Below are 19,838 nucleotides of genomic sequence, written 5' to 3'. Positions count from 1 at the left end.
CTATGAAAAAAAGCCATAAAATCATTTATTGGATAGCCACCGTATGGTTGGCATTGGGTATGACTTCTACAGCGTTAGTGCAATTATTACAAATAAAAGACGAATCTACCTTTATGACCAGTCTGGGCTACCCCACCTATGTAATGACGCTACTGGGCATCTGGAAAATAACCGGGGCAATTGCCATTCTTCTGCCCCGCTTTCCCTTGCTGAAAGAATGGGCTTATGCAGGCTTTTTCTTTGTCATGACGGGCGCTATATACTCACACCTGGCATCGGGTGATAGCATCAACCAAACATTTCCCTCAATATTACTGTTGACATTAACCATTTGCAGCTGGTATTTCAGACCGCCCAACCGCAGACTGGTGGCGGTAAACACGCAAACCGCACACATATGAACCCCCGAAAGGCCTGAACGATTAAACAGATAAATAACCACATCATGAGCACTAAAAAGAAATTGTCTTCCGAAGAAACCACCGGCCTGTTAAAAATATTAAAAGCCCGCTTTGGTAAAAACGCGCATCGCCATAAAGGCATAGAATGGGAAGATGTAGAGAAAAGGCTGAAGGCAAACCCGGCTAAACTATGGTCGTTACAGCAGATGGAACAGACCGATGGCGAACCGGATGTAGTGGCACAGGACGCCAAAACCGGCGAATACCTTTTTTACGATTGCGCAGCAGAAAGCCCCAAAGGGCGCAGGAGCACCTGCTTTGACCATGAAGCACTGGAAGCCCGTAAAGAACACAAACCCGGAGACAGCGCCCTTAACATGGCCGGGACTATGGGCATTGAGGTGTTGAATGAGGAACAGTACCGACAGCTGCAGCAACTGGGAGAATTTGATTTGAAAACATCCAGCTGGATACAAACCCCGGCACCTATCAGAAAATTGGGTGGCGCTCTTTTTGCCGATCGCCGGTACGACCATATATTCGTGTATCACAACGGCGCTTCTTCTTACTATGCAGCAAGAGGTTTCCGTGGCTCGCTGAGAGTCTGAATTTAATCCAATAACCGTACACAACCCTAATGAGTCAGTCCGCAACTATTTACAGAGTATCAGAACAGGTATTTACACAACTGGAGCAGTCAGAAGAAAGTCATTTTGATCAGGCCGCCGCAACAGATCACGTACTGTTTCACGGAACTTTCGCGGCACTGGAGTATCTGCTGGCTAAACACCAGGATGCGCCGGCCACCAGACTGGTACACGCTATTTTTAACCCGCAAACCATGCTGGGCAGCGAAGTGATGGAAAGCAACGTATCGTACGATGGGCAGATTGAGTTTTTTGAAGTGCCCCTGCTGTACCCCTATCATGCACCGGCAGCTGTTGCACTGCTGCACGCTTTTCTGGAAAACGTATCGGCAGCAGATATAGAGGCCCGGTATGATGCAGATGAACTGAACCGTAACAAAGTGTACCCCGAAATGTGGCAAAAGGAAATGGTACCCGGCAAGGCTTATAACAAAGTACAACTGGTACACGACCTGGCGCAGCTGAAAAAAATTATCCGTGAAGCAAACGAAGCAAAAGATTACCTCTTCGTTTTCATAGGTTAAACATTCCGGAGGCGGCCGGTATAAGTCAGCACACTTATACCTGGCGCCTGGCCGGGTATTTACAACCTGTATTCTCCCAATACAAAGTAGTACGATTCATCACCCTTCTTTTCCTCTACCAACCGCTCATATTCCTGCGCAGCGGTGTTGGCATTGTCAAAAACCCTTTCTTCCGCAACACCGTTTGTGCCTTTTTGTCCGCTCCGGGTTCTTACAACGGTATCTTCTAGTGTAATCTCTAAAAAGCAGGAAACGTTATCATCCTGAAACTCAAAATATTGCATCATCGGCCTTTCTCTTTTTCTACTAATAATTATATTTACACCCGCTAATTCGTACACGAAAATAGGGCCGCAAGGCAGCGATCAGGAAAATCCGGTATCTACAAATACTCTACATGAGTGGAAAGATGCTAACTACAAACACTATACAAACGCTCACATGTTACAGAAAATCAGCAAGATAGCGCTCTACATTCTTCTTTTGGGTGTATCTGCGCTTACCAGCCCCGCACAAACACCGGCAGACTCCCTCACTGCTGTACTTAAACAACAAAAACTTACCACGGAGCAAAAAGTACACACCCTTAGCCTGCTGGCAAGGGCCCAATCGGCAACCCAAAACAGCCTGGCTATACAAAACGGACTACAGGCAGTACAGCTGGCACGCCCCCTTTCCAATGCGCAGCACCTGGCCATTGCTTATGCCATTCTGGCGCCCGTGTATCTGCAAAACGATGATATGCCACAGGCCACACAGGCGGTGGACAGTGCTCTTTTTTACGCTGCTAAAACAGAAAACCCATTGGCCAGAGGCATTGCCTGGTACCGCAAAAGCTGGATAGAAAATCAGAAAGGCAAATCCAAAGAGGCACTTGCCAGCGCCAGCCAGGCACTGCAATACCTGGAAAAAGCAGGCTCGCCTTATTACGAAGCCGGTGTTTATTATGTAATGGCTGGCATTTACGCCAATGAATACGATGGCCCATTACATAAAAAGTATGCACAGCTAAGCCTGCACGCAGCACAAAAAGCCGGTGATATAGATGCCATACTCTGCGCCTGGCAAACACTGGGCACCTACTGGCAATACAACTATATAGAGCATAAAGACAAGAAAGCGCTGGATTCGGCCCTGTATTACAACCAACTTGCGTTGAACACGTATCTCACCCAAAAAAATAAGGTTATTACCCACAGCGTTGGTGCCATTGTAGCGCTAAATACCGCCGATATATACGCCCAGTTTTTTCCGGCCAGCTACCGCGATACAGTATTCCATTACCTGGATTACGCAGAAAAAATTGGTACAGAAACACACCATACAGAAGTAGTGGCCAACTGCTATGGTATGAAAAGCGACTATGAAGTGGCCGCCGGTAATTATGACAATGCAGAAGCGTTACTGCTGAAAGGCCTGAGTATGATGCCCACCGACAGCAGCAGAAACCTGGCCACCAAAATTCAGTTTATGGCCTCTCTCTCCGGCCTGGCAGAAAAGCGGGGCCGCTACAAGGATGCGCTGGAGTACATGTACAGGTATAACCACCTGTATACCGACCTGTACAACCAGGAAAAACTGAATACCACCAAAGAACTGGAAGCCAGGTATCAGGCAGAGAAAAATGCCACTGCACTGGCTACTTTACAACAAACCACCCGGCTGCACAAAAGGTTGGGCTATCTGTACATAGGCCTGGCACTGGTATCCGTTACCGCTGCTATTTTCCTGATACGCTCCCTCCGCTTTCGCCTGCAACTGGCAGAAAAAGCGAAGAACGATGCGGCACTTACCGCGCAACTGAAACAACAGGAAAACAAACAACTGGCCATGGAAAAGCAGGAGGCAGAACTACAGGCCCTGCTTAAAAACGAAGAAACCCTGCGCCTGACCGCCGAACAGGAGTTGTTACTGGAAAGGCAGGAACGCCTGCAGAAAGACCTGCTGGCAGGCACCCTGCAGGTGGAACAGAAAACAGAATTGCTGCAAACCCTGCAAAAGACCATTGCCGAAAACAAAAGCGCCGCTTCTCTGCTAACACAGATAAACCGTATTATTAACCACGATAAACGGCTGGACGAATCGTTTGCCGATAGCAAAGCAGAACTGGACAGCGTTCACCCCGGCTTTTTTGAAACACTGAAAGAACGCTCTGCCAATCAGTTGTCTAAACTGGATTTGAAACATTGCTCTTACATCTACCTCGGCCTCTCTAATAAAGAAGCCTCACAGCGGCTGGGTATTGCACACAAAAGTATACTGATGGCACGCTACCGCATTAAACTAAAACTGGGGTTGAGCAAGGAAGAAGAACTGGACGATTACATAAGATCGATATAAACCAAAGAGGCGTTGCCGGATAAACGGAACGCCTCTTTTTATTTCCGGGATGTGGTTGTTCATGCCCCGGTCTGTGGTGTATTATACTATATCAAACCTGTCCAGGTTCATCACCTTTGTCCAGGCAGCTGCAAAGTCGTTTACAAACTTCTGTCCCGCATCGCTACTGGCATACACTTCTGCAATAGCCCGCAGTTCTGCATTGGAGCCAAATACCAGATCAGCACGGGTGGCAGTCCATTTGGCTTTGCCACTTACACGGTCGCTTCCGGTATATACTTCCTTGTCTGCAGAAGCTGCTTTCCAGGCAGTATTCATATCCAGCAGGTTTACAAAAAAGTCGTTGGTAAGCACACCGGCACGTGTAGTAAACACACCATGCTGCGAGCCATCAAAGTTGGTATTCAGCACACGCAGGCCACCAACCAGTACCGTTAACTCAGGCGCAGTAAGCGTAAGCAGATGTGCTTTATCAATCAGCAGTTCTTCTGTAGATACAGGAAACTGTATGTTACGGAAGTTACGGAAACCATCCGCCACAGGCTCCAGGTAGCCAAACGATTCTATATCAGTTTTTTCCTGTGAAGCATCTGTACGGCCGGGCGTAAAAGGTAAGGTAAGCTCCTGCCCTGCATCCCTTGCTGCTTTTTCTACACCCGCATCACCCGCCAGTACAATCAGATCGGCCAGCGATACTTTCTTACCATTCTGCTGCGCACCGTTAAATTCAGCCTGAATACCTTCCAGTACATTCAGCACTTTCTGCAACTGCACCGGGTAATTGGCTATCCACTGGTTCTGGGGAGCCAGACGAACGCGGGCACCGTTAGCACCACCACGTTTATCAGACCCACGGAAAGTAGAAGCAGAAGCCCAGGCAGTAGCAACCAGTTCAGAAACAGATAAACCGCCTGCCAGTACTTTCGCCTTCAGCGCCGCTACATCTTCTGCACCGATAAGTACATGATCTACTTCCGGCAGCGGATCCTGCCACAACAATTCTTCAGCAGGCACTTCCGTACCCAGATAACGTGCACGCGGCCCCATATCGCGGTGGGTAAGCTTAAACCATGCCCGTGCAAAAGCATCTGCAAACGCATCGGGATGCTCCAGGAAGTGACGGGATATTTTCTCGTACTCCGGATCTAAACGCAGCGAAAGATCGGTAGTAAGCATAGCAGGCAAATGTTTTTTGCTGCCATCATACGCATCCGGTATAATACTATCTGCATTTTTAGCCACCCACTGGTGCGCACCCGCAGGGCTTTTGGTCAGCTCCCACTCAAACGCAAACAGGTTTTCGAAAAAGTTATTGCTCCATTGTGTGGGTGTGGTAGTCCATGTAACCTCCAGGCCACTGGTAATGGTATCTGCCCCTTTGCCGGTATTGTAGCTGCTGCTCCAACCCAGGCCTTGCGCCTCTAAACCCGCCGCTTCCGGTTCTTTTCCTACATGCGAAGCAGGAGCTGCGCCGTGGGTTTTACCAAAAGTATGTCCACCTGCTATCAGCGCTACGGTTTCCTCATCATTCATAGCCATACGGGCAAACGTATCCCGGATGTCTCTGGCCGCCGCAATGGGGTCAGGGTTGCCATCGGGCCCTTCGGGGTTTACATATATTAATCCCATCTGTACCGCAGCCAATGGCTTTTCCAGATTGCGGCTTTTATGAATATGCCCATCTGCGTTATCATCAGACGATACTACGCCATGTTCTTTAGGTACGCCGTGCGAGCCATCTGCATAACGGATATCACCACCCAGCCAGGTGGTTTCAGCACCCCAGTATACAGATTCATCGGCCTCCCATACATCTTCACGTCCGCCTGCAAAGCCAAAGGTTTTAAAGCCCATGGATTCCAGTGCTACGTTACCGGTTAATATCAGCAGATCGGCCCAGGAAAGGCTTTGACCATACTTCTGTTTAATAGGCCATAATAAACGACGGGCCTTATCCAGACTTACGTTATCGGGCCAGCTGTTCAACGGGGCAAAACGTTGCTGCCCCATACCCGCGCCACCGCGGCCATCCCATACGCGGTAAGTACCGGCGCTGTGCCAGGCCATACGCACAAACAGGGGACCGTAATGACCAAAATCTGCCGGCCACCAGTCCTGAGAATCGGTCATCAACGCATGCAGATCTTTCTTTACAGCTTCCAGATCCAGACTTTTAAAAGCTTCGGCATAGTTAAACGCCTCACCCAGCGGGTTAGATTGAGGGGCATGCTGGCGCAGAATACTCAGCTTTAACTGGTTGGGCCACCAATCGCGGTTTCTGGTGCCACCACCTCCGGTTGTGTGTTTTAAACTGCCATTGTGAAACGGGCATTTACTGATGTCGTTAGAGTCTTTTTGCATTGTTATCTGTTTGTAGTATTTGACTAAACAATTTCCTGCGGCAGTAAGTTGTGCCGGAACCCGGTAAAATTAGGAAGCTGCGCAAATAATCGTAATTGATTAAATCTATGCTTATATAGTCAAAAACTATCAATACAGAAGAATAATGGAAACCAGACACACAATACCGGTTAGAAAGTATTAAAGTGCTACGCTACAATGGTGCGGAAAGTGAGGTTTATGCGTGCAGCGTGTATCAGCTTAGTAGGTGGCAACCGATGCAACCAATGGGTTTGCGTAGTATGTTTCATAACCAGCAGACTGCCATGTTCCAGCACCAGCTCTACCTTTTCTTTGGTTGCTTTATGCTTAAAGGCAAATTTCCTTTCTGCACCAAAGCTTAGCGAGGCAATAGCACCGTCTTTTTTCAGATCCGTTTCCCCATCGCTATGCCAGGCCATTCCCTCATCACCGGTATGGTATAAATTCAGCAGGCAGGAATTGTATGTTTCACCGCTCTCCGTTTCTGCCAGCTGTTTTAAAGTCAGCAATTCCTCCGTCCACGGCAGCGCATATTTAGATACGCGCGAATACGTATACTCAAAAGGCTTCTCACCATACCATGCCACCTTACGTTTGGTAATAATCTTCTTACCCATAATAATGGCTTCATCATTACGCCATTCAATCTTATCCATCAGCAGGTTAAAATACCGGTTCGCCTCTGCCAATGGCAGTACTGCGCCGTAATACTGCACTACTCCGTCGTACGGCAGCCAGTTCTTACCCTTATCCCACTCTTTTGCAAATAGCTCCATAGTATTCAGTTCCCGCATGGGGCAGGCACAAAGGTCTGCATTTTCCCCAACAGCACAACCCGATTCCTGCGCAATACGGCACCCGCACGTTTTACACCCGGCATCATACGTGCTCTTACGGTATTTTAAGCCGCAGGCTATCAAAGCAACCCGGGCAGCTTCAGATACAGCCAGGAAGGAAACTTTGTTGGAGACATCCATAATTTTTTACCAGATAAGCGCTGTTGAGTATACATTTACAGCCAATCAATCAAAGGCAAACCCTTACAACAATGAAAACAATAACCCTGCTACTGTTCGTTCTCTTTTCCATAAACGCCTGGGGCCAGTCGCCATTCGCAATTATTGCAGACAAAGATGGATACACTAACGTGAGAAGCGGAGCAGGCAAAAGCAATAAAATAACCGATACACTTCATAACAACCACCTTATCTACTGTTTGGAAAACCAGGGCAACTGGAGCTATATCTTTTATTCCAAAGGCCCGGGAGAAGAAGATGGATGGGTATACAACGACCGGTATATAATGGTGTCGGCACTGCCATCGATACCGGCAACTACTAAAACACATAATTCTCTGAAACTAAACAAAGACAGCATACAGGTAATAATTACCACAAAAAAGTTTCAGAAAGAAAAGCATACTATTAAATATATTGACGGAGGAAGCCTGACAGAGCGCATTGACAACAAACCCATATGGGGAACAGACGGTAACATGCCCGAAACAGAATACCAGAGTATTACCGTTAAAATAGGACAAAATACTATTACCCTACCCCAATCTGCCCTGGCTACTTTATATCAGCCCAATCTGGAGCATACGAAAGCGCATCTGGACAAAACATCAAACACATTGTACATTCATTCGCTCAATAGCGATGGAGCCGGAGGCTACGCAGTTATCTGGAAAATACAAAACGGTGTATACAAAGAACGTTTTGTTACACATGGTTTTTAAGTTGATGCTATCGGATTTGAACCGATGACCTTGTGCGTATAAGGCACCTGCTCTAACCAGCTGAGCTAAGCATCAATAATTACTTTTCCGGAAGACTACAGCATACAGGTACTCTTCCACTAAAACCAGACGGCAGTAACAGTAAACACTTTGAGAAAGGATATAACACGTTAAGGCAGGTACATAAAAAAGCCCCGTGCTATATGGCTCCGGGGCTTTTAATATCTTGATATGATGTATACCTCATAACAAAAATCAATAACCACGGGAAAGCCGTATGCTTCCTATGACAGTATTGTTTGTTATGATAGATATTCGTTTCATTTTCTTAATTGATAGAGCGAAGATAACTACTTGATTTTAAAAAGCAAATATTTTATTCTTTTTATTCAACAGCACTTTACAACTATCTCAACTATTGCAGCGCTACCGCCGCCGCCTTACGCTTATATACCGTATACCATACCACCCCTACCAGCAATGCAGATATTGCCATATACCGGGTTACTATATCCTGCTGCGTATTTATTTTACCTGTGATGGATAACAAAAAGCTAAACAGCGAAGTAATCAGATACACCATACCGCCCATAAGTCCACTGGTCATACCCGCATGTTGCGGAAAGCACAGCATGGTGCTGGTAAAATGCAGGGTATATAAAAAACCGGAACAGATATGAATAAAAAAAGCCAGCAGCATAAAGCTCCACAACTGATGACTTTGTAACCCCACCAGCAGTAACACTACAATTAAGCACAACTGCAAAGTGGCAGAGCCAGTCACCTTTCGGTTAAAGTCCAGCGCAGTAAGTCGCTTGGCTATAATACCACCAATCATCCACGAAAAGCCCAGCACCAGCGTACAGTAACCAATTACAATAGAATTGTAATGAAAATAGTTTTCTATTACAAACGGGCCGGCAATATTAAACACCATTACTACCGAGTAAGCCAGCCCCAGCGTAAATATGCCCAGCACAAATACCCGGTTACCCAGCATCATGCCGTAATTATCTTTAATACGCTTCAGCTGAAAAGGCTTACGTACTGCCATGGTTTCACCACTTACCAGCAACTCTGCCACCAGCATCAGTAAAGCGTAAGCGGCAATAAAATAGAAATTGCTCTGCCAGTTAAACAACTTTTGCAGGTAACCACCTAAAAACGGAGCAACAATGGGCCCCAGCGACCAGGTGATGGTAAAATAACTCAGGTAATGCTTCAGTTTATCGCCCGAATACAAATCCACAAAAAACGCCCGCTTGGCTACCACCACAAAAGCCACTGCAATGCCCTGCAATACCCGCAGCAGGCAAATCAGTTGAATATCTTTGGTTAAACCTATTACCACGCTGGATACAATCAGCACACCCAATGCATACATAGCAGGCTTAAAACGGCCAATGCTATCCAGCAAGCTGCCCACAAACAGCTGCGAAATACCGTAGCTCATAAAAAAACAGGTAAGGGTAAGCTGAATATTACTTTCCGCCACCCCAAGGCTGTTGGCCATGGAAGGGAAAGAAGGCAAATAAATATCGGTTACAAAACCAGATAAAGGAATGGAAATAAATGCCAGAATGGTTGCCAGTCTCTTTCTTCTCTCAGACGCACTTTGTAACATATACGCTTCTTTAAATCTGCACTACAAAAATAAGTATACCTGAAAACAGGCGCATTAGACAAATCAAATAGATAATTGTAATAATCAAACAAAAACACCCGGCATACCTGCAAAAAGCCGCTGATCCCAAAAACGCCACTAACAAAAAACAATCACTTAGATTTGTTAAGCAGCAAAACACACTACTTATGAATACCGGCCAGCAACTACTTTTTCTTACCAGCGCCCTTGGCGCAGCAAATGGCCTGTTACTGAGCATTTACCTGTTTATAAGCCGCAAAAGAAAGTCCATGCCCGCAGTATTTCTGGGCCTGTTATTACTGGCTATGAGCCTGCGGGTGGCCAAATCCGTAGTGGTGTATTTTAACCCGCAACTGCCTCCCATTTACAAGCAACTGGGCCTATCTGCCTGCTTTTTCATCGGCCCTTCGCTCCTGTTCTTTATAAGGTCGTCCATCGAGTCCCACCTCAACCCACGACCTTCCTGGAAATGGCATTGGGGCACACTGGCCGCCATAGTACTAATAGGTGGTATACGGCTACCCTATCAGGTATATCCCCAATTGTGGAACGGCATTATTATACAGCTTATTTATCTGCAATGGGGCCTGTACACAGCGGTTGCCGGATATTTGCTGTGGAAAGATTATCAATTACCCATTATACCTTCTAAAAGCTTAAAAGCTACCCGGCAGTTCAGACTACTGGTATTCCTGGCTGCCGCCTGTATATTTACCCTGTACGTGCTGGCTATGCGGGTATGCAGTATTTATATCAGCGGGGCGCTTACTTTTTCCTTTTTCCTTTATCTCTCTTTTCTGTTTTACCTGCAAAACAACCAGCTGGAAAGTATTTTACAGGTACAAACCGCCATTATAACAGAACGTACAAAAAAGAAAATACCCGATAATGAGGCGCAGGTATGGATAGAAAAACTGGAAAAAGCGCTGCAGGAAAAAGAACTGTACAAAAACCCTCATCTGAAACTGAGTGATCTGGCACAGAAAATAAACATTTCCGCCCACCAGTTATCGCAGCTACTGAACGACAATATGGGTAAAAGCTTCTCTGCCTATATGAATGAGTACCGCATTCATGCCGCCTGCCGGCTTATCACCACCCACTCCCACCTTACACTGGAAGCCATTGGATACGAAGTGGGCTACAATTCAAAATCTACATTTTACGCTGCATTCAAAAAAGTAAAAGATACTACACCGGCCTTTTACAAGGAAAACCAGGGAAAAACCACCAACACCTAACTTTCTGATTCTCTGTATAGTTCAACATACGTACACGTACGGTTTTATAAATCCGTACGCCGGAATTGCAAAACCAGACGCTGCCAGCCAATAGCCTTGTTAGGTTTACGCAAACACGGGCAATGGCATACCGAACACTCCTCAGCAGCCTGCTGGCCGCAACCACCCTTACAGCAACCGCACAAATCAACACCGATACCGCGCACCTGCAACAGGTGGTGGTAACCGGCCATCGCCCGGCCTTTCAGCGGCAGGCAGATAAACTGATAGTAAACATAGCCGGCAACAGCCTGTTTAAATCAGCTTCCAATGCATTGGATGTAATGAAAAAAATACCCGGACTGGAAGTAAGTGGTGAAGGGAATCTGCTGTTATCTGGCAGAATAGCCCCCACCGTTTTCATCAACGGCAAACCCGTGCCCATGAGCCCCGAAGAATTGCTCAACTACCTCAACACCCTGCCAGCGGATATGATTACCTCCATAGAGGTAATGAATACCCCCTCCGCCCAATACGATGCCACCTTTAAGGGTATTATTAATATACGGCTGAAGCCCGACCAAACCCTGGGCTGGAAAGGCTCCCTTACCTCCCGCCTGCAACGCAACGCCTATACACTGACGGATAACAACCTGCTGCTTACTTATAAAACACCGCGCCTGGCTTATACAGCCCGGCTGGGCCATACCGGAGGAAATACCATACGCGGCTATAAGGCGTACCAGCATTTATTTAACACCAACATTATGGCCACCAATACAGATACACGCACCAACAACAACAACTTTAATTATCAGCTGAATACAGAATACAGTTTCAGTACCCGGCATCAGCTGGAACTGCAACTGAGGGCCTTCCGCATCAACAGAGACATATTTTCAGAGAATACCCTGCGCACAACCGACTCTACAGCCACCCACCTGGTATCGCACACCAGCTCCCATAACAATGCGCACCTGCAACAAAACAACTATGCCGCCAACCTCAACCATACACTGCAATGGAAGCAAACACAATGGACATTTTTTGCCTCTCTGCTAAAAATCAGCAACCAGCAGCAGGAAAACATACAGAACACCAACACCCGTAATAACCAATTACTATCTTATTGGAAAACAGCCCTGAAAAATGAGGTAACTATCCGCACTGCCCAAACCGATATCAGCGGCAGGTTACTAAAAGGCGAATGGAGCGCAGGTGCACGCATTTCCTTTACCACCACCCACAACAACCTGCGGTATGATACGCTCGCTATCAGCGGTCAATTTCAGCCAGACAGCGGCCGCAGCAACGGCTTTCTGTATAAAGAATATATAACCGCCGGTTATCTGAATTACAAAAAACAGTTCAGTAATATCAGTATAACAGCAGGCCTCCGCGCCGAACACACCTATACCAGCGCCGATGCTTTTACCAAAGACCCGCTTACAAAAAGAGACTACCTTAACTGGCTTCCCTCCCTCAATATCAATTATGCTTTCTCTGCCAGCCAACAACTCAACATGGCATTCACCCGTCGCATTACCCGGCCCGATTTTTCACAGCTTAATCCCTTCCGCTTTTACTTCAGCCCCCTCAACTACTGGGTAGGCAACCCCTATCTCCGTTCATCTGCCACCAGCCAGCTCACCCTTTCCTGGAACCAGAAACGTTTTACAGCTTCCGCACATATAGGTAAGGAAACAGATCCTGCCACCCGTTACCCGGAATACAACCCCATTACCAACGAACTGGCCTACCTGGGCAGAAACCTGCCTTACAACCATTTTGCCGGTCTGGAAATAAGCTTTCCCATAACCGTAACCCCCTGGTGGAAGATGAACTATAATATAAACGGATACTATAAAAAAGAACCCACCCCTTACCACAACGCCACGTACGCCATTCCTATAACTGCATTCACCACTGCTACCACACAGGTATTTACCTTACCCAAAGGTTTTACGGCTGAGGTGTATTACTACTACACCTCACCACGCGGTGACGGATTGTACATGGGCAAACCCGTATCTAACCTGGACCTGGGCCTGCAAAAAAGCTGGTTGAAAAACAAATTGAATACCCGCATTAATTATTACGATCTGTTCAACACCTATACAGTAACCCGCATATTCCGTGAAAAGAGTATTATCAACAACCGGCTATCGCATTGGCCCGGTGTGCAACAGCTGGTAATTACCGTTAGCTATAGCTGGGGCCGCTCCACCTACAAAGCCCGGCAAATACGTAAAGCGGAAGAAGAAAACCGGGCCGGGATATAATACCCAAACACCCTCCTACCCTCAAAATCATACTTTCAGAAAATAAAATAAGTAAGCAAAAACTTGGAGCCAATAAGATTGTGCAGTTAATTTTACTGTACTTGCCGGAAGCGATGAATCATTTTAGTTGAAATGAGTACACGTGTTTGGCAGTATTTGATTCATAGCTTTCCATTGCAGGGAAGCTATTGTTATTTTTAGAAGGCTATTGATTTTTAACAATTCAGAGGTTTGACTATTTAACAAACTTCATGTTACTTTGGGCCCCGATGAAGAGATTTTTTATCAGACTTATTCTATCTCTGTGTTTCCTCCTGGTAAGGGGGAACGATCATCTGCATGCCAGTCTGCAACAATACACACCTGGCTTCTACCCTATCGAAACGCTGTCTGACTTTACTTCTTTCACGCAAACCTCTCACACAAAAATTACACGGGACACCTTTAAACAAGCCCACCCGGTAAAGAAAAAAGAGAGTGAAAGCAAGAATGAAGAGCTGGAAGACGAAGAAGACCTTACATCATCTTCTAAAAAGTACCTGGAGTTAAGCCACTTTGCAGTAGCCCTCTTCTACACCTTTACCCCCGGGTTTACCAGCCTTAACCAGCACAACCGCCTGCCCGTTTGCGAGCATCTTTCTTACTCATCTTCTTTTAAGTATCTCCTGCACTGCGTATTCAGAATCTGATGCTGTAATACCGTTTAGCAGTGTACGGAAGCATTTGCATTTCCCGTTCACATCCGTTTTTACGTCGGCTACCGTGCCCTGTGGTGTTGCGTTATAACATTCCCTGTGCCATGCACATACCTAAACCGCAATGCCGGCCGGCAATATCATTCAACATTTTTTAGAACCCATAATAATATGAAGAGAATCCTCATGTTCCTGAGCCTGTATGCCATTATTTGCCATACAAGCTGCAAACCTAAAACCGAAAAGAAAGAAGAGGCTACAAAATTCCTTGTAACCAGTCCCGCGGTAATGGACACCACTATTACCAAAGAATACGTATCGCAGATACGTTCTATCCGCAACACAGAAATCAGAACCCAGGAAAAAGGCTACCTCCAGGGCATTTATGTAGATGAAGGTCAGTTTGTAAAAAAAGGCCAGCTGCTGTTTAAAATTATGCCGCAGTTGTACGAAGCAGAAATGGAAAAGTCGCAGGCCGAAGTAAATGCCGCTGAAATTGAAGTGCAGAACACACAGCCCCTGGCAGAAAAAAACATTGTATCTAAAAACGAACTGGCTATGGCCAAAGCCAAACTGGCTAAAGCTAAAGCAGAGTTACAGTTATCTAAAGTACACCTGGCTTTTACGGAAATAAGAGCGCCTTTTGATGGCCTTATAGACAGGCTGCACATGAAACTGGGAAGCCTGGTGGAAGAAGGGGAATTACTGACCGACCTGAGCGATAACAGCCAGATGTGGGTATACTTTAACGTGTCTGAACAGGAATACCTTAACTACCAGCAAATGGTTAAAGCACAGGGCAAACTGAAAGTAAGCCTGCGTATGGCCAACCACGAACTGTTTGAACATACCGGTGTAGTAAAAACCATAGAAGCAGACTTTAACAACGAAACAGGCAACATTGCTTTCCGCGCCACCTTCCCTAACCCCAAAGGTTTATTAAGAAACGGCGAAACCGGCAGCGTACAGGTAACAGACCCTATTAAAAATGCCATGTTAATTCCGCAGAAAGCCACTTTTGAAGTGCTGGAAAAGAAATACGTGTATGTGATTGACAAAGACAACACTGTTAAGTCCAGAGAAATTACCATAGCAGCAGAACTGCCACATATTTTCATTATCAAAGACGGACTTTCTACCGGCGATAAAATATTGCTGGAAGGCCTGCGCCAGGTAAAAGAAAACGAAAAAATAGAATACAGATTTGAGAAGCCGGAAGAAGTGTTATCACACCTGGAATTATACGCAGAATAATCGCATCACCTAAAGACAGAAAATATGTTTTCCAAGTTTATACATAGGCCTGTATTTGCGATAGTGATTTCGATTATTATTGTTTTTATGGGTACACTGGCAATCATCAAATTGCCTACCTCTCAGTTTCCCGATATTGCCCCCACCACGGTCAATATCTTTATTGCCTATCCTGGTTCCAGTGCCGATGTGCTGGTAAAATCAACGCTGATTACATTAGAAAACGCCATTAACGGCGTGCAGGATATGCGCTACATGGCAACAGATGCCACCAGCGCCGGTGAGGCTACATTAAGAATCATTTTTGAGCCCGGCACAGATCCCAACCAGGCCGTAATACGAGTCAAAACCAGGGTAGACCAGGTAATGCCATTGCTGCCCGAGCTGGTGCAGCGCGAAGGTGTGGTAATTACCCCCATACAGCCCAGCATGCTGATGTATGTAAACCTGTATGCGAAGGACAAGAACATGGATGAAAAGTTCCTGTACAACTATGCCAACGTAAAAATGCTTCCTGAGATCAACCGTATTAAAGGCGTAGCACGTTCACAGATATTAGGTAGCCGTACCTACGCTATGCGTATATGGCTCAATCCCGATCGGATGCGTGCATACAATGTATCGGTTGATGAGGTAATGAAAGCACTGGGCGAACAAAGTATTGTAGGCCGCCCCGGACGTATTGGTCAAAGCTCAGGTATTAAAGCACAGTCACTGGAATACGTGTTAACCTACAAAGGTCGTTTTAGTGAGCCGGCAGAATACGAGAATGTTATTATACGTGCCAATGCCAACGGCGAACGCATTCGCCTGAAAGATATTGGTAAGGCAGAACTGGGTAGTGAGTTTTTTGATATTTACTCTAACCTGGATGGTCACCCTTCTGCCTCTATTGTATTAAAGCAGAACTACGGCAGTAACGCCAACGAAGTAATTGAAAGTGTAAAAAAGAAGCTGGAAGAAATGAAAGAAACCTTTCCTCCCGGCCTGGATTACAAAATCAGTTACGACGTATCTAAATTCCTCGACGCCTCTATTGAGCAGGTTATTGATACCCTGCGCGATGCCTTTATACTGGTGGCCATTGTGGTATTTATATTTCTGGGCGATTGGCGTTCTACCCTCATCCCCATTCTGGCCGTACCGGTATCGCTGGTGGGTGCCTTCTTTGTAATACAGTTCTTTGGTATTACCATTAACCTGGTAACCCTGTTTGCACTGGTACTGGCTATTGGTATTGTGGTGGATGATGCCATTGTGGTGGTGGAAGCCGTGCACGCCAAGTTTGAGGAGCATCCGCACATTTCGCCTTACAAAGCGGTAAAAATGGTTTTGGGCGAAATAAGTGGCGCCATCATAGCCATTACGGCAGTAATGGTATCAGTATTCGTTCCTATCTCATTCATGTCGGGCCCGGTGGGTACCTTCTACCGCCAGTTCTCTATTACCATGGCCAGCTCTATTGTTATCTCGGCCATTATTGCCCTTACACTTACACCGGTATTATGTGCCATGTTGCTCAAAAACCATCATGGCCATCCCAAAAAGAAAAACATACTTACCAAAGCGTTAGACAGCTTTAACCGTGGGTTTGATAAACTTACCGGTGGGTATGTAAGCATACTGAAAAGAATAGTAAACAGAAGATGGGTAACCTTCCTGGTATTGATAGCCTTCTGTGCCGGTACTTACTTTGTAAACAAAACACTTCCGGCGGGTTTTATACCTATTGAAGATCAGGGTACCATTTACGCCATTATTCAAACACCTCCCGGCTCTACACTGGAAACCACCAATCAGGTTTCTCAGCGGCTGCAGAAGATTTGTGAGGAAATAGATGGGGTAGAATCCGTATCCTCTCTGGCAGGCTACGAGATTATGACAGAGGGCCGCGGCTCCAACGCCGGTACCTGTTTGATTAACCTGAAACCATGGAGCGAAAGAAAACATAAGGTAACCGAGATTATGGAAGAACTGGAAGAAAAATCCAGAGACCTCGGTGCTAAAATAGAATTCTTTGAGCCACCTGCTATTCCCGGCTTTGGTTCTTCCGGCGGTTTTTCCATGCGTTTGCTGGATAAAAACACTACTACCGATTACCAGGACTTTGACAAGATACAGAAACACTTTATGGATGAACTGGCTAAACGCAAGGAACTAACCGGCCTGTTCAGTTTCTTTGCCGCCAACTATCCGCAGTACGAGCTGGAAGTGGATAATGATCTGGCTATGCAGAAAGGGGTATCTATTGGTAAAGCCATGGAAAACCTGGACATCATGATTGGTAGTACCTACGAGCAGGGCTTCATTAAATTCAACCGCTTCTTTAAAGTATACGTTCAGTCCGACCCTCAGTTCAGAAGACTACCTTCTGATGTACTGAATATGTATGTAAAGAACGATCAGGGTGAAATGGTGCCATACTCTGCGTTTATGAAACTGATTAAAACCCAGGGGCCTAACGAGATTACACGCTATAACATGTACAACTCTGCAGCTATCCAGGGCTTGCCAGCCAACGGATACACCACAGCAGATGCCATAGCCGCCGTACGTGAAGTAGCTAAAAAACTGCCTAAAGGGTACGATATAGCATGGGAAGGTCTTTCGTTTGATGAAGCCAACAAAGGCAGCGAATCTATATACATCTTTGCTATAGTACTGATATTCGTATACTTTGTACTGGCCGCACAATATGAAAGCTTTATCATTCCTATCTCCGTAATCCTGTCACTGCCCGTAGGCATTTTCGGCTCCTTCTTCCTGCTGAAGATGATGGGCCTCGAAAACAATATCTATGCACAGATTGGTTTAATTATGCTGGTAGGGCTATTGGGCAAGAACGCAGTACTGATTGTGGAATTTGCCGTGCAGAAACGCCACGAAGGTTCTACCATTATAGAGGCCGCCATAGAGGGTGCAAAGGTGCGCTTCCGCCCTATCCTTATGACTTCCTTCGCATTCATTGCAGGCTTAATACCACTGATTATAGCTACAGGCGCAGGTGCCATTGGCAACCGTACATTGGGTGCAGCCGCACTGGGTGGCATGCTCTTCGGAACCATTTTCGGGGTGGTAATTGTGCCAGGCCTGTACTTCATATTCGCTTCTCTTGCCGATGGCAGAAAGCTGATCAGATTTGAAGAGGAGACTTCTTTATCAGAAGGATTCGTGCACCAGATAGATAACTTTTCACACAACGAAGAAGGGGAATAACATGGTTAAAAAGATAAAATACAGCAGTCTGGCAATAGCCTCAGCTGCATTCAGTTTCACCGCATGTAAACTACCCGCGGTTGTGGAAAAAGCTGAAAATAAAAACACACCTGCCAGTTATAATAACGCGCAGGATTCTACTAACTCTGCTAAGGTAAAATGGAAGGAATACTTTACAGATCCTTACCTGAATGCACTGATTGATTCTGCATTGCAGAACAATCAGGAGCTGAATATTACCTTACAGGAGATAGCCGTTACCCGTAATGAAATACAGGCCAGAAAAGGGGAATACCTGCCTTTTGTGGGTGTAAAAGCTGGTGCAGGCGTGGATAAAAAAGCCAGGTATACCCCACAGGGTGCGCTGGAAAAGAATGTAGAAATTGCCCCCGGCAAAGAAACACCTGAGCCACTGGGCGACTTTCTGATAGGTGCTTATGCTACCTGGGAAATAGACATATGGAACAAGCTGCATAATGCCACCAAAGCAGCCATCAACCGGTACGTAGCTACTGTGGAAGGCCGGAATTTTGTAATCACCAACCTGATTGGCGAGATAGCCAACTCGTACTACGAGTTATTGGCACTGGACAACCAGATGGATATTATAAAGCAGAACATAGACATACAAACCAATGCCCTGGAAATTGTTAAGCTGCAGAAAGAAGCCACCCGTACTACCGAACTGGCGGTAAAAAAGTTTGAAGCCGAAGTGCTGAAAACCAAAAGCCTGCAGTTTGATATTCAGCAGCAGATTGTAGAAACAGAAAACCGCATCAACTTTCTGCTGGGCCGTTATCCGCAGCCAATACCGCGCAACAGCCAATCGTTCACCACACTGTTGCCCGCCGCAGTACACGAAGGCCTCCCCTCTCAGCTGCTGGCTAACCGCCCGGATATACGCAAGGCAGAGCAGGAACTGGTAGCCGCCAAACTGGATATAAAAATAGCCAAGGCGCAGTTCTACCCTTCCCTGGGCATTTCTGCAGGCATCGGCTATCAGGCCTTTAACCCTTCGTACCTGTTCAGAACACCGGAATCTATCCTGTATTCGCTGGCAGGCGATTTAATGGCCCCACTGGTAAACAGAAATGCAATAAAAGCAAGTTATTATAACGCCAGTGCCAAACAGGTGCAGGCCGCTTACAACTACGAGCGCACCATATTAAACGCTTATGTAGAAGTAGCAAACCAATTGGCAAAGATCAAAAACCTGGAGAAGAGCTACGACCTCAAATCCAAACAGGTTCAGGCGCTAACGCAGTCAATCGACATCTCTAACGACCTGTTCAAATCAGCACGGGCAGATTACATGGAAGTATTAATGACACAAAGAGACGCATTAGAATCAAAATTTGAACTGATCGAAACCAAAAAGCAGCAGATGAATGCCATGGTAAACATTTACAAGGCATTAGGCGGCGGATGGAATTAAGAGAGTTTATTGGCTCATTCAGCAGAGCCTTGATGCAGAGTAGCCGGTTTTTACCGGCT

The 19,838-nt window shown here is 46.2% G+C and carries 15 protein-coding genes and 1 tRNA gene; 11 read left to right on the top strand and 5 right to left on the bottom strand.

Features of this window, described 5'->3' with window-relative positions; all coding sequences use genetic code 11:
- Positions 1-2 precede the first annotated feature (2 nt).
- From IEY13_RS13205 to IEY13_RS13195, 3 genes are read left to right on the top strand one after another with little or no spacing between them, the layout of a single operon-like run.
- The gene (locus IEY13_RS13205) at positions 3-401 is read left to right on the top strand and encodes a DoxX family protein (RefSeq protein ID WP_188952829.1); all 399 of its coding nucleotides are present in this window, start codon (positions 3-5) and stop codon (positions 399-401) included.
- Between the two features lie 44 nt (positions 402-445).
- On the top strand, positions 446-1,009 hold the full coding sequence (locus tag IEY13_RS13200) for a DUF4256 domain-containing protein (protein WP_188952827.1): 564 nt from the start codon (positions 446-448) through the stop codon (positions 1,007-1,009).
- 29 nt (positions 1,010-1,038) lie between these two features.
- Positions 1,039-1,572: a DUF1877 family protein gene (locus IEY13_RS13195; RefSeq protein ID WP_188952825.1), complete on the top strand. Its 534-nt coding sequence runs from the start codon at positions 1,039-1,041 to the stop codon at positions 1,570-1,572.
- 59 nt (positions 1,573-1,631) lie between these two features.
- Here the strand turns inward: IEY13_RS13195 and IEY13_RS13190 are convergent, their stop codons facing one another.
- A complete protein-coding gene (locus tag IEY13_RS13190) occupies positions 1,632-1,859 on the bottom strand; it encodes a WGR domain-containing protein (RefSeq protein WP_188952823.1) in 228 nt (75 codons plus the stop codon).
- A 154-nt stretch (positions 1,860-2,013) separates the two neighbouring features.
- Here IEY13_RS13190 and IEY13_RS13185 point away from each other — a divergent pair, with 154 nt between their 5' ends.
- A complete protein-coding gene (locus IEY13_RS13185) occupies positions 2,014-3,912 on the top strand; it encodes a hypothetical protein (protein ID WP_188952821.1) in 1,899 nt (632 codons plus the stop codon).
- An 81-nt stretch (positions 3,913-3,993) separates the two neighbouring features.
- Here the strand turns inward: IEY13_RS13185 and katG are convergent, their stop codons facing one another.
- Together katG and IEY13_RS13175 are read right to left on the bottom strand one after the other, a co-directional pair.
- On the bottom strand, positions 3,994-6,273 hold the full coding sequence (katG, locus tag IEY13_RS13180; RefSeq protein ID WP_188952818.1) for a catalase/peroxidase HPI: 2,280 nt from the start codon (positions 6,271-6,273) through the stop codon (positions 3,994-3,996).
- A 188-nt stretch (positions 6,274-6,461) separates the two neighbouring features.
- Entirely contained in the window at positions 6,462-7,271 is an 810-nt protein-coding gene (locus tag IEY13_RS13175; RefSeq protein WP_229687854.1) for an alpha-ketoglutarate-dependent dioxygenase AlkB family protein, read from the bottom strand.
- A gap of 71 nt (positions 7,272-7,342) precedes the next feature.
- Between IEY13_RS13175 and IEY13_RS13170 the strand changes: the two genes are divergently transcribed.
- Positions 7,343-8,032 (top strand): SH3 domain-containing protein, encoded by a 690-nt coding sequence (locus IEY13_RS13170; RefSeq protein ID WP_188952817.1) that lies wholly within the window; start codon positions 7,343-7,345, stop codon positions 8,030-8,032.
- Between the two features lies 1 nt (position 8,033).
- On the opposite strand, the gene IEY13_RS13165 is transcribed toward IEY13_RS13170, so the two are convergent.
- Together IEY13_RS13165 and IEY13_RS13160 are read right to left on the bottom strand one after the other, a co-directional pair.
- Positions 8,034-8,107 (bottom strand) — tRNA-Ile (locus IEY13_RS13165).
- 340 nt (positions 8,108-8,447) lie between these two features.
- Complete coding sequence (locus tag IEY13_RS13160) at positions 8,448-9,656, bottom strand: MFS transporter (protein WP_188952815.1); 1,209 nt, start codon at positions 9,654-9,656, stop codon at positions 8,448-8,450.
- Positions 9,657-9,844: 188 nt separating this feature from the next.
- Here IEY13_RS13160 and IEY13_RS13155 point away from each other — a divergent pair, with 188 nt between their 5' ends.
- From IEY13_RS13155 to IEY13_RS13130, 6 genes are all read left to right on the top strand, one after another.
- Positions 9,845-10,918 carry a helix-turn-helix domain-containing protein gene (locus IEY13_RS13155; RefSeq protein ID WP_188952813.1) on the top strand — a complete coding sequence of 358 codons (1,074 nt, stop codon included), beginning with the start codon at positions 9,845-9,847 and terminating at the stop codon, positions 10,916-10,918.
- Positions 10,919-11,040: 122 nt separating this feature from the next.
- On the top strand, positions 11,041-13,179 hold the full coding sequence (locus IEY13_RS13150; protein ID WP_188952811.1) for a TonB-dependent receptor domain-containing protein: 2,139 nt from the start codon (positions 11,041-11,043) through the stop codon (positions 13,177-13,179).
- A gap of 269 nt (positions 13,180-13,448) precedes the next feature.
- Entirely contained in the window at positions 13,449-13,868 is a 420-nt protein-coding gene (locus tag IEY13_RS13145; RefSeq protein ID WP_188952809.1) for a hypothetical protein, read from the top strand.
- Positions 13,869-14,045: 177 nt separating this feature from the next.
- Complete coding sequence (locus tag IEY13_RS13140; RefSeq protein WP_188952807.1) at positions 14,046-15,128, top strand: efflux RND transporter periplasmic adaptor subunit; 1,083 nt, start codon at positions 14,046-14,048, stop codon at positions 15,126-15,128.
- A gap of 24 nt (positions 15,129-15,152) precedes the next feature.
- Positions 15,153-18,344 carry an efflux RND transporter permease subunit gene (locus tag IEY13_RS13135; RefSeq protein WP_188952805.1) on the top strand — a complete coding sequence of 1,064 codons (3,192 nt, stop codon included), beginning with the start codon at positions 15,153-15,155 and terminating at the stop codon, positions 18,342-18,344.
- 1 nt (position 18,345) lies between these two features.
- Positions 18,346-19,779, top strand: a complete 1,434-nt coding sequence (locus IEY13_RS13130) for a TolC family protein (RefSeq protein ID WP_188952803.1) — start codon at positions 18,346-18,348, stop codon at positions 19,777-19,779.
- The last annotated feature ends 59 nt before the right edge of the window (positions 19,780-19,838 follow it).

Source organism: Filimonas zeae, from assembly GCF_014641615.1.
GTDB lineage: Bacteria > Bacteroidota > Bacteroidia > Chitinophagales > Chitinophagaceae > Filimonas > Filimonas zeae.
The sequence above is the reverse complement of the archived record's forward strand: the minus strand, read 5'-3'. Positions and strand labels throughout refer to the sequence as shown.